This window comes from Streptomyces sp. NPDC091416 (assembly GCF_044756845.1).
Taxonomy (GTDB): domain Bacteria; phylum Actinomycetota; class Actinomycetes; order Streptomycetales; family Streptomycetaceae; genus Streptomyces.
On the sequence record NZ_JBIVTU010000020.1, the window covers coordinates 19000 to 33912 of the forward strand.

Genomic DNA, 14913 nt, shown 5'->3' on the forward strand with positions numbered 1-14913 from the left:
CAGACAACTCGAAGGCACGTCCGGACGATTTTCGGCCGCCTTACTGGGAGTTGACCATGAGTTGTCCCGGTATTCCGGGCGATGAAATTCGCGAATGCGACAGAAGACGCCGATCAGAGCGGCATATTCCCCTCTCTGTCGGTTGGCTGGAACTCTTCGTTCCACGCCGATCCGAGGGAATCTTCACCGTTCGGCACTCGTCTGTCTGTACGGGGGCAGGAGAGATGCAGGAGTGCACTGAGGCAGGACGGGACGGTCCGTCCGCGTAGAAAGGGTGCATGCGGGGCAGCAACCCTGAAGTCGGACAGCGGTGGGGAGTTGAAAGTCGTTGGACACGCAGGAGCGTCACGGTGCGGTGGAGGTGCCACCGGCCCGGTCGGCGAAGGAGGCGGGCACCGCGGCCCCGGCGGCGCGGGGCGGGGCGGAGGTGCCACGGCAGCCGCTCTGGGTCGAGGAGCCGGCCACGCGCCGGCGGATGCCGGATCCCGTGCGCAGGGCCGCCGTGCGGGCCGTACTCATCACGTCACTGACCCTGATCCAGGCGATGGTCGCGTTCCTGGCCTCGCTGACCGCTTCGTGGCTGGCCTTCCCGATGGTGCTCAGCAGCGTCGGCAGCACGGTGGTCGCGACATGGTCGGTGCTGGATGTGTGGATCACCCGGCAGGTGTGGAATCAGCGCAACGGCGTGGTGTCGGTGCCCAGCAGTACGGCCCGGCGGCTGCGCCGCGAGCGGCGCAGGGCCAGAAGGGCGGCGCGGACCGCCGAGCGGGACGCGGCGCGGATACGGCGACGCGACGCGGTCCGCCTCTCCCGGGCCTGACCTGCGCCAGGCCCTTCCGCGTGCGGGCCCGATCCGCGCCAGGCCCTTCCGCGTACGGGCCTGAAGCGCACACGGCCCCTCCCTCTCGGGGGCCGTGTCGAGGTTCGCCCTCAGGGCTGTGCCGAGGTTCGCCCTACGGGGTCGTGTCGAGGTGCGCCGTGGTGCGGGGTTCTTCCCCGGTCCGGGCCGCCGGTACGTCCGGCACCGGTGCCGACCGCTTGAACATGCGGGTGGCGGTGATCTCTCCGTGCACCGTCTCGGTGCCCGGGTCCTGCTGGGGCAGTCCGGGGCGCAGATGCTCCTCGACGCTGATGTACTTCAGTCCGGCCCTCAGGTCCGCGTCATTGCGCAACCTGATCACCAGCGGGAATTCGGCCAGCGCCGTCGTATCGAAAAGGCCTGTGGTGTAGAGCAGCTGGACGCCCAGCGCATCCGAGACCGCGCGCTGGAGCTCCAGCAGATACGTGGCGTTGGCGCGGCCGATGGGGTTGTCGAGGAACAGCGTCCCCGCATGGCGGTGCTGGTGCCGGTCGCGGCCCCGGTCGTTGCTGCGCAGGGCTGCCATCGTGCAGTACAGGGCGATGGCGGCGGTCAGCAGCTGGCCGCCGGAGAAGACGTCGCCCATCTGCCCGACCGGCACCCGCTCGGCGCGCAGCACCGCGTCCGGCTTGAGGATCTCGACGGCGATGCCGCGGGGCTCCAGCGCCGCCTGCACGCCGCGCAGCAGCAGGGACATCCCGTCGCGTCGCAGGTCGGAGTTCTTCTTCAGCGCGGCCTTGGTGGCCTCGTCGATGACTTCGCCGAGCCGTTCGGTGAGTGTGGCCTGGTCGGGTTCCTCGAAGCGGATCCGGAGGAACTCCTGGCCCGACCACTCGCCCAGGCCCTCGGGGAGCCGGGACAGCCGCTGGGCGGAGCGCAGCGTGGTCAGCGCGGAGTCCACCAGGCCGCGCAGCCGGTCGACGATGGAGTCGCGGTTGCGCTCCAGCTGGGCCAGTTCGTCGGTCAGGACCCGCAGGCGGGGCGCGAACGCCGTCGCCCACTTCTGCGCGTGTTCGGGCAGGGCGGAAGCGGGAAGTTCGCGGATCTGCTGGCGGGCCGGGGTGCGGACCTGTTCGTAGCGGGTGGCGTTGGCGTGCCGGACCAGTACGTCGCTCGACTCCCGCACGGCGGCCTCCGCGGTGGAGAGGTCGGTGGCGCAGCCGCGCAGTGAACGGCGGGCCTCGGCCGCGGACTGCCGGGCCTCCTCCAGGCTGCCGGGGTACGGCTCGGGGGTCTCGGGGTCTTCTTCGGTGCCGTGATCCCGCAGGAGGTCGCGCAGCAGGGCCGCGGTCTCGTCGAATCCGCCTGCCGAGTCCTCCGCGGTGCGGTGGGCGTGGAGGAGCTCGGCGTGGGCGGCGCGGGCGGTGTCCAGGGCGGCGGTCGCGGCGGTGAGCTCGGCCGTCGCGGTGCGCAGCAGCGCCTGTGCCTGTTCGGCGTCGGCGGGAACCCGGTCGCCGGCGAGCTCGGTGTGCAGGCTCTCGCCGTCGGCCGGGGCCAGGCGTTCGGCCTCGCCGCGCAGCCGGCCCAGCTGCTCGCTCGCGGTGGAGGCGCGTGTCTCCAGGAGCTGGACCAGGGACTCGGCGCGGGCGGCGGCGGCCTGCCGGGACGGGCCGTCGGCGCCGTCCGTGCCTTCCAGGAGCTGTGCGGCCCGGGTACGGACCTTGTTGGTGAGGCGGTCGAGCTCGGCGAGCGCGGCGCTCTCGTCGCTCTCCGCGCGCGCCTGCTCGGCGCGCAGGTCGGCGCCGACGCCGACCTTCTGGTACAGCTGGGACGCGGCCCGGTAGGCCTCGCGGAGGGCGGGCAGGGCATGCCGCGGGGCGCCCGGCTCCGACTCGGGAAGGTGTTCGGGGACACCGGCGATCTCGGCCCGTTCGGCGCGCAGGGCCCGGGCGGTGCGGCGGGCGTCGTCGGCCGCACGCTGGGCGGCCCTGCGGTCCTCGTCGGCGGCGCGGGCCCGTTCGAGGCAGACGGTGGCACGGGCCTCGGACTCGGCCGCCTCGTCGGCCAGTTCGCGCAGCTTCGCCTGCCAGCCCGCCCGCTCGCGGAGCCGGAAGGCGAGTCCGGCGAGTGCGTCGGCGGCACGGCGGGCGCGCTGGGCGGCCTCCTGGCGTTCGTCGCGGACGCGGGCGGTGTCCGACGCCGCCTCATCGGCCTCGGCCCGCACCGTACGGGCCTCGGCGAGAACCGCCTCGGCCGTCACGGCGGCCGCACGGGCGGTACCGGCGGCCTCCGCGAGTTCGGTGAGCATGCCGGGCGGGCAGTCCGCGCGCCAGGAGCCGATGCGGGCGGCGAGCGAGCGGTCCCCGGCGAGGCGGGCAGCCAGCGCGCGGATGTCCTCGTCGCGGGCCGCGGTCCGGCTCCTGAGCGCCTGCCGCTCCTCGTCGGCGGCGTGCTCGTCGTGCATCGCCGGGTTCGGCGGGACGAGGAACACCCCGTCGGCGCTCGCGGCGGATCCGGCGTCGGGGTCCGGTACAGGGGCGAGGAGCGCGGCAGCGGTGCCCACGGCCACGGCGGAGCGCGGCAGCAGGGCGGCGGCGCCGAGCACCTCACGGGCGCGGGAGTGGGCGTCCGGGTCCGTGATGACGACGCCGTCGACGAGTTCGGGACGGGCCGCGAGCACGGCGGCGTGGTCGGCGGGGTCGACGGCCTGCGCGAGATAGCGCCAGCCGGGCAGCGCCGGAATGCCGTGCTCGCCGAGGTACTCGACGGTGGCGAGCACATCGGGTCCCGGCGGCAGCAGTCCGCCGTCGCCGAGGGCGCCCAGGATGCGGGAGTCGTCGGCGGCCGCGGTGCGCAGTTCGAACAGGCGCCGCTCGGCTGCGGCCACGCCTTGGTCGAGGAGGTCCCGCAGCTCCTCCGCGTTGCGGTCGAACTCGTCCGCGGTGAGCGGCTGTTCGGCGGAGCTGGGCTGCGCGGTGGTGGCGGGGGCGCCGTCAGCGGCGGCCCCGGGCTCGTGGCCCTCCTCCTGCTGCCGGTCCTCGCCGCCGTCCTGTGCGCCCGGCGTGCTCTGCCGGGGCCGGGGAAGGCCTCCGGCGGCGGGCAGGCCCAGGAGGTCGGCGAGGCGGGGTTCGGCGGCGAGGGATTCGGCGGCCCTGAGCTCGGCGTCGTAGGCCTGCTCCGCGGCGCGTGCGCCGTCGGCGGCCCGGGCGGCGGCGAGTTCGGCCCGGCTCTCGTCGGCGGCGGCCTGCCGGGACCGGTCCGCCGCGGCTCCGGCGGCGTCGCGTGCGGTGTCCCAGGCGGCCACCGCGGAGTGCTCCGCGTCGTTCGCGGCGAGCGCGGCACGGGCCGGGTCCGCGTGGGGGGCGGTGTCGTCGAGCCAGCCCGCCCGGACGGCTTCGGCGGTCTCCTGCTCCACCTCGGCCAGCCGCTGGCGCAGATGGCCGGCCTCACTGCGGGCGCGCTGGGCCTCGGTGGCGGCGGTGGTGGCGTCGCGGTGGGCGGACTCACCCGCGGTCTGGAGGGTGTCGGAGCGTTCCTCCTCCTCGTTGGCCACGTTCTCGCCCGCTTCGGCGGCGGTGTGCAGGGCCCGTACGAGGTCGGCGGCGGCGGTGGCGCGGGCGGCCAGGGCCGGTGCGGCGTCGCGCTCGGCCTCGCGGATGGCGACGGCCACGCGGGCGGAGCGGTCCGCGGCGGCGCGGTGCCGGAGCACGGCCTCGGCGGCCTGCCAGGCGGAGTGCAGGGTGCGGGCGTCGCCGAGTTCACGGCGCTGGGAGGCGGCGCTCTTCTCGGCGGCGGTGAGCGCCAGGGAGGCGTGCCGGTAGGCGAGTTCGGCGGCGATCAGGGCGCTGCGGCTGCGGGTCTCCTCGGCGCCCGTGACGGTGTGGGCGGCGCCGGTGACCTGTTGGGCGAGCTCCGCGGTCCGGCCACGTTCCTGGCCGGCGCGGGCGGAGAGCCGGCGGGCCAGGGTGCGGGTGCGGCGTTCGGCACCGGCGTGGATGTCGCGGGTCCTGGCTCGCGCGTCGGCGGCCTCCACGATGCGGCCGAGCAGGTCGACGGAGCCCGCGGTGAAGTCGCGCTCGGCGGTGAGTTCGGCGCGGCGGCCGAGCTTGTTGCCGAAGCCGCTGACGAGGTCGGCGAGTCCGTCGGTGTCGCGGGTGTCGGTGACGGCGCGCAGCAGCAGGTCGGTGAAGTCGGAGTCCTTCTTCACCGCGAAGAGACCGGCGGCCTCGCCCTCGTCGGCGTTCATCTCGCGCTGGTAGCGGAAGAGTTCGGGGTCAAGGCCCAGCTCGCCGAGGTGCTCGTTCCAGCGGTCGTGGATCTCCTCCCAGTGCACGTCGAGGTGCTGGTAGAACTTGCCCGCCTCGGTGAGCGCGTCGCGGAAGCCCTTCATGGTGCGGCGCCTGCCACGGGCTCCGGAGACGCCTTCGGCGGGGCGGCCGACCGAGCTGGCCTCGGCGACGGGCAGCGAGTCGAGACTGAGCCCGGGGCCGGGGCGGAAGGAGTACCAGGCCTCGGCGAACTTCCTGGGGTCGTTGGAGACCTGGCGCCCGCGCCATTCGCTGACCTTGCCGACGACCACGCATTCACCGGTCAGCGTGTGCTGCCATTCCAGCGCGACGTGTCCGCAGTCCTCCGCGAGCAGGAACTTGCGCAGGACGCCCGAGCTGGCGCCGCCCAGTGTGTTGCGGTGGCCGGGCAGCATGACCGAGAAGATCAGCTTCAGCAGGACGGACTTGCCGCCGCCGTTCTCCAGGAAGAGCACCCCGGCGGGGGCGGGCCGGCGCGGCGGGCCGACCGGTTCGTCCTCGAAGAACTCCGCCTGTGCCGGTGCGGGGTGGGGCACGGGCTCACCGACGCCGCGCAGATCGAGCACGGTGTCGGCGTAGCGCGCGCCGGCAGGCCCGATGGAGTAGAGGCGGACCCGGGACAGCTCGTACATGGCGGCGGACTCTCGTCGTTCAGGCAGCGGGAGGGTGACGTCGGTGACGGGGCCGGTCGGTGACCGGCTCCGGCGGGGTGGGGCCGGTCAGCCGTGGAAGGGCAGGCCGGCGTCGGCCACCAGTTCCAGGTCGTCGGGGTCGGGTGGCGGGAGCAGCGTGGCGGATCCGTCGGTGACCGGCACGACACCCAGTTCCAGGAGCTCGGCCAGGGCGGCGCTTCCCGCCATGTCGCGGACCTGGAGCTGGTAGCGGGCGGTGGTACGGAAGGCGCCTCCGGCGTCGTCCCCGGTGCGCTGGAGGAAGCCGGAGTCGGTGAGGAAGGCCACGGCCTTGCCGACGATGCCGGTGGTGGATCCGGCCAGCCGCCGTGCGTCCTTCGTCGCTCCGGTGGCGCTGCGCCGGGAGTAGACGCGCCAGCCGGCCTCCAGACCGGGGGCGTCACTGGCGGGGTCGGTGTTGTCGCCGTGTTCGTCCGCGCGCTCCTCCAGACGGTGGCACGCCTGTCGTACGAAGGCGTCGACACCGTTCACGGTGATGCGGCCGATGTACGCGTCGTCGGCCAGGTCCTCGGGGCGCGGGAAGGCCATGGCGGCGACGGCGAGGTGCGCGAGGCCGTGGAGGAAGCGGTCGGCGGAGTCCGATGAGGCCCGTCGGGCGTAGTCGCCCATGCGCACGGCGAAGACCGAGTCCTCGCCCGCCGTGACGGCCATCCCGGCCCGGGTGGACACCTCCAGCACGACGAGGCCGAGGCCGGTGGCCACGGCGTCGGCGAGCCGGGCGAAGGCGGGCTCCTCCCGGTAGCGGCGCAGGAGCTCGGCGTACTCGGCGTCGCGGGCGGGCAGGAGTTTGGGCTGGAGGCCGAAGGCGACGAGCCGGGAGGCGTCCGCCGCGTCGGCCGGGGTGACCGCCGCGGGGGCTGCGGGACGCTCGGCGGGGTGCGCGGCGGCCGGGTCGCTCCACGCGTCGGCGGGCTCTGCGCGGTGGTCGCTCACGACGGTCGCTCCTCGTTGCGGGAATTCTTCGGTGCGGGGTGCCCGGTCCGGGTCTTCGTGGTCGCGCCGCCGGATCTTCCGGGAGCCCAGTCCGCGGGCGCGTGCCGGGAGGTCCTCATGTCGCCTCCGAGCGGTCCGCCGCCATGCCCGCGGCGTCCAGCAGGGCCGTGCCGACGATCAGGTCGGCGCCGCCGAACTCGGGGTCGTCGAGCGGGGTGCCGTCGTCGACGGAGAACAGCAGGCGGCGCTCGCCCTGGCGGTAGGCGGTGCCGACCGGAGGACTGGCGGCGTGCACCGCGAGCAGGGCCACCAGGTAGGGCAGTTCGGCGTCGCGCCGCCGCGCCTCGGCCAGGAGACCGGAGAGGCGGCGTGGGGCGTCGTGCTCCAGGTCGAGCAGTTCCATGGCCGACGCCAGCTGCTCCTCGCTGAACCGGCTGTCGTCAGGGGTGGCGATCAGATCGGGTTCGGGCATCTCGGCGCCCAGGTGTTCCCGTTCGAGCGGCGGGGTGAGCAGCATGTCGACCAGGTCGCCCACCCGCACCGAGGTGGGGGTGCGCAGACCCGTGCCCTGGGCGAAGAACGCGTCGGTGGCCCGGATCGCCTGTTCGACGGGGAGCGGCAGGAGCGGGGCCAGGAGCTGGCCGTAGAGGTCGAGTCCGGTGCGGGCGGCCGGTGCGGCGAAGGCCTGGCGGTCCTGCTCGGCGCGGAACAGCGGTCCGGCCTCCAGGAGGCGGGACTGGAGCTGGGTGTGGCGGCGGATGCAGTCCTTGACGATGTCGACGAGCTCGGCGGCGCGCCTCTTGTGCTCGGGTTCCTCGGCCTCGTCCCGGGCCTTGCGGATGTTGGTGAGGATCGCGTTCTCGTGGCGGTAGCGGTCGGCGACGTGGTCGAGTGCCTCGGCGATCATGTCGGGCACGGCGTTGAGCCAGTCGACCGCGCGGACGTTGCGCCGGGTCGCGTCGAGCGTCTTACGGAGCGTCTCCGCGTACTGCACGGTCCGGTAGCGGGCCTGCTCGGCGGCGAGCTGTGCGTCGGCGAGGCGGCCCCGGCTGATCAGGACCTCCAGCTTCACCTCGGCGGCGATCTGGGCGCTGGTGACGTCCGTGTCGAGCGCCCCGACCAGGACGTTGACCGCTTCGTCGGTGGCCCGCAGGTAGACGCTGCCGCCGTATCCGGGGACTTCCTCGATCAGCTTGAAGTCGTAGTCCCTGCGGACATAGACGCCGTCCGGTCCGAAGGTGCCGTAGACCGCCCGGAAGCCGCGGTCCACACTGCCGACGTTGATGAGGTTGTCCAGGACCCAGCGGGCGACCCGTTCGTGCTCGGCGGCGGGGCGGCGCGGGGCCTGGGCGGCGACGCGGGGCAGCAGTCTGGCCACTATCTGGTCGTGGTCGGCTCCGGTGTCGAAGTCCATGTTGAGCGTGACGTGGTCGATGGCCGCGAGCGCGACCTCGGCCATCGCGTACACGGTGTACTCGCCGGCGAGGTTCGCCTTGCGCACGTCGAGGTCGTGCAGCGGCGCCGTGCAGGCGAGCGCGCGCAGCCGCCGCGAGAGCCCCTCGTCGGCGGCCGGGCCCGGTGCGGGCCGCGGCCCCGCGCTGAGCTGGGGCGCAGCGTTTTCCGTGTAGGCAGGCGAAGTCACGCTGCACAGATTAGGTCCTCGGACTGACAACGGTCGAAACGGCGCAGAAGCGCCCGCTTGCCCCGAGTCGGTCATGCCCCGCCGTGCGGGTCTCCGGGGCCCCGGGCACCGGCCTTGTCCAGGGCTTCGGACCCACCGTCCCGCCGGTCTCCACGGCCCCGGTCACCGGCAGTGTCCGGCGCCCCGTACCCCCCGCCGCCCGGGGTCCGCAGGACCAGTACGTCGTCGGTGTCCAGCTCCGCGGTGTCGCAGCCCTTCAGCGGGGTGCGGCCGCCGTCGGCGCGTTCGATGTGCTGGCTGCCCAGGGCGCCCGGGCCGCCGCCCGCCATGCCGTACGGCGGCACCCGGCGGTGCCCGGTGAGCAGGGCCACCGTGACGGGCTCGAGGAAGCGGATCCGGCGTTCCACCCCGCATCCGCCGTGCCTGCGGCCCGCTCCCCCGCTTCCCTCGCGCACCCGGAAGCTCTCCAGGAGTACCGGACAACGCCATTCGAGGATCTCGGGATCGGTGAGCCGCGAATTGGTCATGTGCGTCTGTACGGCGTCGGTGCCGTCGAAGTCCTCCCCCGCGCCCGAGCCGCTCGCCACGGTCTCGTAGTACTGCACCCGTTCGTTGCCGAACGTGAGGTTGTTCATGGTGCCCGAGCCCTCGGCCTGGACGCCGAGAGCGGCGTACAGCGCTCCCGTGACGGCCTGCGAGGTCTCCACGTTGCCGGCGACCGTGGCGGCGGGGTGGACGGGTGCCAGCATGGAGCCCTCCGGTACCCGGATCTCCAGCGGTGTGAGGCAGCCGCTGTTGAGCGGGATGTCGTCGGCCACCAGGGTCCGGAACACGTACAGCACGGCGGCCATGACCACCGACTTCGGGGCGTTGAAGTTGCCCGGCTGCTGCGGTGAGGTACCGGTGAAGTCGACGAGCGCGCTGCGGGCCTCCCGGTCCACGGTCAGCGTCACCTCGATCACGGCCCCGTTGTCCGTCTCGTACCGGCAGTGGCCGTCGTGGAGCCCTGCGACGATGCGGCGCACGGACTCCTCGGCGTTGTCCTGCACATGGCCCATGTAGGCGTCGACGACGTCGGGACCGAACTGCTCGACCATGCGGCGCAGTTCGGCGATGCCCTTCTCGTTGGCGGCGATCTGGGCGCGCAGGTCGGCGAGGTTGGTGTCCGGGTCGCGGGAGGGGTACGCGGCGGAGCCGAGCAGCTCGCGGGTCGCGGCCTCGCGGAAGGCGCCGTCCCGCACCAGGAGCCAGTTGTCGAAGAGCACACCCTCCTCGTCGACGGTGCGGCTGAAGGCCGGCATGGAGCCGGGCGTGATGCCGCCGATCTCGGCGTGGTGACCGCGTGAGGCCACCAGGAAACTCAGCGCGGGAGGAGCGCCGTCGCGCTCGTCGAACACCGGCGTCACGACGGTCACATCGGGCAGGTGTGTGCCTCCGTGGTACGGATCGTTGATGGCGTACACGTCACCGGGCCGCATGGTGCCGTCGTTGCGGCGCAGCACTTCCTGGATGGACTCCCCCATGGAACCGAGGTGCACCGGGATGTGCGGCGCGTTGGCGATCAGGTTGCCGTCCGCGTCGAAGAGCGCGCAGGAGAAGTCGAGCCGCTCCTTGATGTTGACGGAGTGGGCGGTGTTCTCCAGGCGCACGCCCATCTGTTCGGCGATGGACATGAAGAGGTTGTTGAAGACTTCCAGCATGACCGGGTCGACCCGGGTGCCGACGGCCCGTTTCGCGGGGCGGGGGCGTGCGCGGGTCAGGATCAGATGACCGGTGGTGCCGGGAGCGGCCTGCCAGCCGGGGTCGACGACGGTGGTAGCGCCGTCCTCGGCGATGACGGCCGGCCCCGTCACGGTGTCCGTGGTCCGCAGGTCCGCCCGGCGGTGAAGGGCGGCGTCCTGCCAGCTGCCTCCGGCGAACATCCGTGCGGTGTCGTGGGGTTGCGGGGCGGTGGCCCCGCCGTTCTCCGGCCCGGACGGCCGGGGCGCCTGCGACTCCCCCGCCGTACCGGTCGCCTCCACGGAGACCGCCTCGACGACCAGCGGCCGGTCCATCGTGAAGCCGTAGCGGGCGCGGTGCTCGCCCGCGAACGCCTCGGTCATGGCGGCCACCGTGTCCAGCTCGACGGAGAGGCTCGCGTCCGTGCCCTCGTACCGCAGGAGTACGCGCGCCCGCGTGCTGATGGCGTGGCCGGGGACGCCGTCGGCGCGCAGTTCGGCCCGGGTACGGGCGGCCAGCGCGTCGCAGGCCTCGTCCAGCCGGTCCAGGGCCGGGGCGTCGAGCGGTGCCTCGACGGACTGTTCGCGCATCGCGGTCGCGTCGGCCAGCCCGATGCCGTAGGCGGACAGCACACCGGCCAGCGGGGGCACGAGGACCGTGTCGATGCCGAGGGCGTCCGCGACGGCGCAGACGTGCTGACCGCCCGCGCCGCCGAAACCGGTGAGGGCGTAGCGGGTGATGTCGTGCCCGCGCTGCACGGAGATCCTCTTGACCGCGTTCGCCATGTTGAGCACGGCGATCTCCAGGAATCCGGCAGCGGTCCCGGCCGCCGTCCGCCGGGTTCCGGTGGCCCGTGCGACCTCGTCGGCGAGTTCCCCGAAGCGTCTGTGCACGATGTCCGCGTCGAGGGGCAGATCGCCGTCCGGCCCGAAGACGGCGGGGAAGTGGGCGGGCTGGATCCGCCCGAGCATCACCTGCGCGTCGGTGACGGTCAGCGGCCCGCCCCTGCGGTAGCAGGCCGGGCCCGGCACCGCTCCGGCCGAGTCGGGACCGACCCGGTAGCGGCGGCCGTCGAAGTGCAGGACCGAGCCGCCGCCGGCCGCGACGGTGTGGATGTTCATCATCGGGGCGCGCATCCGCACACCCGCCACCTCGGTGCCGAGCTCGCGTTCGAACTCGCCCGCATAGTGCGAGACGTCGGTGGAGGTACCGCCCATGTCGAAGCCGACGACCCGGTCGTAGCCGGCCTGCTCCGAGGTGCGGGCCATGCCGACGACGCCACCGGCCGGCCCGGAGAGGACCGCGTCCTTGCCACGGAACCCGGCGGCCTCGCGCAGGCCCCCGTTGGACTGCATGAACATCAGCCGGATGCCGTCGAGTTCGGCGGCGATCGTGTCGACGTACCGGCGCAGGATCGGTGAGAGGTAGGCGTCGACGACGGTGGTGTCGCCGCGCGGCACCAGTTTGATGAGCGGGCTGACCTCGTGGGAGCAGCTGACCTGGGTGAACCCTGCCGCACGGGCCTCCGCGGCGACGGCCTTCTCGTGGTCCGGGTGGCGGTAGCCGTGCATGAGGACGACGGCCGCGCTGCTCAGCCCGTCCTCGCGCGCCCCGCGCAGCCGCTCCGCCACCGCGGCCCGGTCCAGCGGCCGCACGGTCCGCCCCCGGGCGTCGATCCGCTCGGGGACCTCGATCACCCGCTCGTACACGGCTTCCGGAAGCAGGATGTGGCGGTCGAAGAGCCTGGGCCGGTTCTGGTAGGCGATGCGCAGGGCGTCCCGGAAGCCTTCGGTGATGACGAGGACGGTGGGTTCACCGCGCCGCTCCAGCAGGGCGTTGGTGGCGACGGTGGTGCCCATCTTGACGGCGGCGACCCGGTCGGCGGGGACCGGTTCGTCCGGCCCGAGTCCCAGCAGCAGCCGGATCCCCGCGACGGCGGCGTCCCGGTAGCGGTCCGGGTCGTGCGAGAGGAGCTTGCGGGTGACCAGCCGTCCTTCGGGGTCCCGGCCCACCACATCGGTGAACGTACCGCCCCGGTCGATCCAGAACTCCCAGCGTCCGGTCATCCCTCCATACTGGCGCGCGGCCCTTCGGGAGGCGCGCAGGACGCGAGGAGGCCCGGGGTCAGGGTCTTCCGTTCGGGCCACGCGAGCCCGGCACGAGCCGAACGAGAGGCCCGGGGTCCGGTGCTCTTCGGCGCGGCGCGCCCCCGACGCGCTGCGCTCCTGCGGTTTCCCGGCCTTGCCGGTTCCGGCCGCGGTTCCGGCGGGGTCAGACCGCCGGTGCGTCCGGTCCGATCCTGCTCCGTACGGCCGACTGGACCTCGGCCTCCTCGGCCGGATCGGCGGCCAGCCGGCGCAGGCGCTCGGCCACCCTGATGTCACCGGTCTCCGCATGGCGTGCGGCGACCTCTCGGGTCGTCTCCTCGCAGTCCCACAGGCATTCGACGGCGAAGCCGGTGGCGAAGGAGGGATCGGTGGCGGCGAGGGCCCGGGCGGCCCTGCCCCGCAGATGGGAGGAGGACGTCTCGCGGTAGACGTGACGCAGTACGGGCGCGGCGCAGGCGATGCCGAGCCGGCCGGCGCCGTCGACCAGGGTCCACAGGCGGGGTGCGTCCGGTCCTTCGCCCCGTACGGCGTCCCGCAGGGCGCCGAGGACGAGCGGGGCGTCCTGCGGAACGCCGCGGGTGGCCAGTACGCCGGCCGCCGAGGCCCCGAGCGCGTCGGGCCGCTGGGCCCAGCGGCGCGCGCGCTCCACGGCCGCCTCGCCGCACATCCGCTCGAAGGCCGCGACGGCCGCTTCGGCGACGGCCTGCGACCCGCCGACCGTCGCGGCCTCGATCAGGTCGAGGACGACCGGGTCGCGGACTTCGGCGGCGAGGTAGTGCAGCGCGGCGCACCGGGCGCCGTCGGAACCGCTGCGGGCGGCCTCGACGATCAGCTGCCGGTCCTCCGGTCCCGCCACCGCGGAGAGGCAGCGGGCGGCCGGTACGTGCAGGACGCTGCCCCGGTCGAGCCCTTCCTGGGCCCAGTCGAAGACGGCCCGGACGCCCCAGCCGGGGCGTGGACCGCCCGGCCGCATCTGCCGCTGCCAGCGGTCGAAGGAGCCCTGTTCGGAGGCGGCTCTCACCCGGGCGCCCACCGAGGGGCGCGGGTCGTCGGCCCAGAGCCGCCAGGGGCGGGGCTCGTAGGCGTCCCGCACGGTGGCGGCGAGCTCGGCACGGCCCTCGGCGTTCTCCGGGAAGCGTGCCAGCACGGGCACGGCGAGGGACCGCAGCCCGGCATCGTCGTCACGCAGCGCGAGCTCGTCCAGGGCCCAGGCCCAGTTGGAGCCGGTCGCGGCGTACCGCCGCAGCAGGGCCAGGGCGTCGTCGCGGCCGTACGAGGCGAGGTGGCCGAGGACCGCCAGGGCCAGGCCGGTCCGTGAGTCGTCCGTGTCGAGGTGGTCGTCGGCGTCGCACAGGTGCCGCTCGATCTCCTCGATCCCGCCGTCGAGGTCGAGATACAGGCGTGCGTAGTAGAGGGAGCGGTTCTCCACCTGCCAGTCGTGGCGCGGGTCGCTCAGGACACAGTGGTTGAGAGCCGCCAGGGCCTCGGGGCGTGGTGCGGCGAGTGCGTGGAGCGTGCCGTCGCCGCGGCCCCTCTGCAGCAGGCCGAGCAGGGTGCCGCTCGGCGCTATGAACGGATCAAACATGGGAAAAGCCTCACATCAAGCTGTCGACGCAACCGGGACTGTGCAGTTCCACGTGGACGAAACGCCCCCTAGACCGCGCAGCAACATGATCGGCCGACCGCCGTCTTCTGCCTGGTGCAGACCATCTTCCCTGCCTCTCGTCGGTGGCCCGAATCGGGCCCGCGACGTCATGATGACCCAGCCATTTCGCCACCGCGACCACATTTACGACGAAGCCCCTTCAGCGGGCGCCGAAGAGTTCCAGCAGGTCGGCCTTGCCGAACATGCGCGCCGTGTCCAGTGCGGAGGGTGTTCCGGCCGCCGGATCGGCTCCCGCGTCGAGCAGGGCCCTGACGACCGCGTCCTCGCCCTTGAAGACCGCTCCGGCGAGCGGCGTCTGCCCGCGGTCGTTGGCCCGGTCCGGGTCGGCGCCGCGGCCGGCCAGGGCGACGACCGCCGGGGCGTGCCCGTGGTAGGCCGCGAGCATCAGCAGCGAGTCGCCCCGGTCGTTGGTGAGGTTCGCCGGGACTCCGGCGTCGACATAGGCCGCGAGGGCGTCGGCATCGCCGTGGCGTGCCAGGTCGAAGACCTTGGTCGCCAGCTCGACCACCTCGGGATCAGGGGTTTCGCTCATCGGGGGACCGCCTTCCTTCTCACCGGTTGCGCTGATGACGGCCTGCCGGGGCATACCCCGCGTGGGCCGTGCGAGTGAATCGACAGGGTACTGCCCGGGGGCGCACACGCCCGGGCCCGCCCATGGCAAAAGATCACGTCGAGTGACGACGAGGTGAGGCCCGGCCTCCGAAACCCCTCCTCCTCGCGCCCTTCCGTACGCCAGACAAGTGAAAAAACAGACTTTTCACCCAATTGCAGCTTTTATCATATAGATACTTCCGGTGAGCTTGGAAGGACTCATGGTGACTGTCCCCCCAACCAGGAGAACCACTCATGATCCTTTCCATGTCAGGCGTCGTCATCCTCGGCATCATCGTCTTCCTGTTCTTCAGGAAGGACGGCCTCAAGGCATCACACGCCCTCGTCACCGCCCTGTTCGGCTTCTACCTGGCCGGCACCGCCATCGCACCGAGCATCACCGCGGGCGGAGCGAGCCTCGCCGGCCTCTTGGGCGGGATCAAGTTCTGACCTTCC

The 14913-nt window shown here is 73.4% G+C and carries 7 protein-coding genes and 1 pseudogene; 2 read left to right on the plus strand and 6 right to left on the minus strand.

The window, feature by feature from the left end; translation table 11 throughout:
• The first annotated feature begins 328 nt into the window (after positions 1-328).
• On the plus strand, positions 329-820 hold the full coding sequence (locus ACIQMX_RS37745; RefSeq protein ID WP_402485066.1) for a hypothetical protein: 492 nt from the start codon (positions 329-331) through the stop codon (positions 818-820).
• Between the two features lie 133 nt (positions 821-953).
• On the opposite strand, the gene ACIQMX_RS37750 is transcribed toward ACIQMX_RS37745, so the two are convergent.
• The 6 genes and pseudogenes from ACIQMX_RS37750 to ACIQMX_RS37775 all read right to left on the minus strand — a co-directional run bounded on the left by ACIQMX_RS37750 (position 954) and on the right by ACIQMX_RS37775 (position 14398).
• Positions 954-5738 (minus strand): hypothetical protein, encoded by a 4785-nt coding sequence (locus ACIQMX_RS37750; protein ID WP_402485069.1) that lies wholly within the window; start codon positions 5736-5738, stop codon positions 954-956.
• Positions 5739-5825: 87 nt separating this feature from the next.
• A complete protein-coding gene (locus tag ACIQMX_RS37755; RefSeq protein ID WP_363078446.1) occupies positions 5826-6731 on the minus strand; it encodes a hypothetical protein in 906 nt (301 codons plus the stop codon).
• A gap of 115 nt (positions 6732-6846) precedes the next feature.
• Positions 6847-8373: a hypothetical protein gene (locus ACIQMX_RS37760; protein WP_402485072.1), complete on the minus strand. Its 1527-nt coding sequence runs from the start codon at positions 8371-8373 to the stop codon at positions 6847-6849.
• A gap of 170 nt (positions 8374-8543) precedes the next feature.
• Positions 8544-12158 (minus strand): annotated as a pseudogene (locus ACIQMX_RS37765) (hydantoinase B/oxoprolinase family protein); the annotation flags it as partial.
• Positions 12159-12363: 205 nt separating this feature from the next.
• Positions 12364-13785, minus strand: a complete 1422-nt coding sequence (locus ACIQMX_RS37770; RefSeq protein ID WP_363078440.1) for a HEAT repeat domain-containing protein — start codon at positions 13783-13785, stop codon at positions 12364-12366.
• Positions 13786-14005: 220 nt separating this feature from the next.
• A complete protein-coding gene (locus tag ACIQMX_RS37775; RefSeq protein ID WP_326664424.1) occupies positions 14006-14398 on the minus strand; it encodes an ankyrin repeat domain-containing protein in 393 nt (130 codons plus the stop codon).
• A gap of 314 nt (positions 14399-14712) precedes the next feature.
• Here ACIQMX_RS37775 and ACIQMX_RS37780 point away from each other — a divergent pair, with 314 nt between their 5' ends.
• Positions 14713-14907 carry a hypothetical protein gene (locus tag ACIQMX_RS37780; RefSeq protein ID WP_018103962.1) on the plus strand — a complete coding sequence of 65 codons (195 nt, stop codon included), beginning with the start codon at positions 14713-14715 and terminating at the stop codon, positions 14905-14907.
• Positions 14908-14913: the final 6 nt, after the last annotated feature.

What these genes read in the sequence shown, in the direction of transcription:
- ACIQMX_RS37750 (WP_402485069.1), bottom strand. Translation starts at nt 5,738, where the DNA reads ATGTACGAGCTGTCCCGGGTCCGCCTCTACTCCATCGGGCCTGCCGGC.
- ACIQMX_RS37770 (WP_363078440.1), bottom strand. Translation starts at nt 13,785, where the DNA reads ATGTTTGATCCGTTCATAGCGCCGAGCGGCACCCTGCTCGGCCTGCTG.
- ACIQMX_RS37775 (WP_326664424.1), bottom strand. Translation starts at nt 14,398, where the DNA reads ATGAGCGAAACCCCTGATCCCGAGGTGGTCGAGCTGGCGACCAAGGTC.
- ACIQMX_RS37780 (WP_018103962.1), top strand. Translation starts at nt 14,713, where the DNA reads ATGATCCTTTCCATGTCAGGCGTCGTCATCCTCGGCATCATCGTCTTC.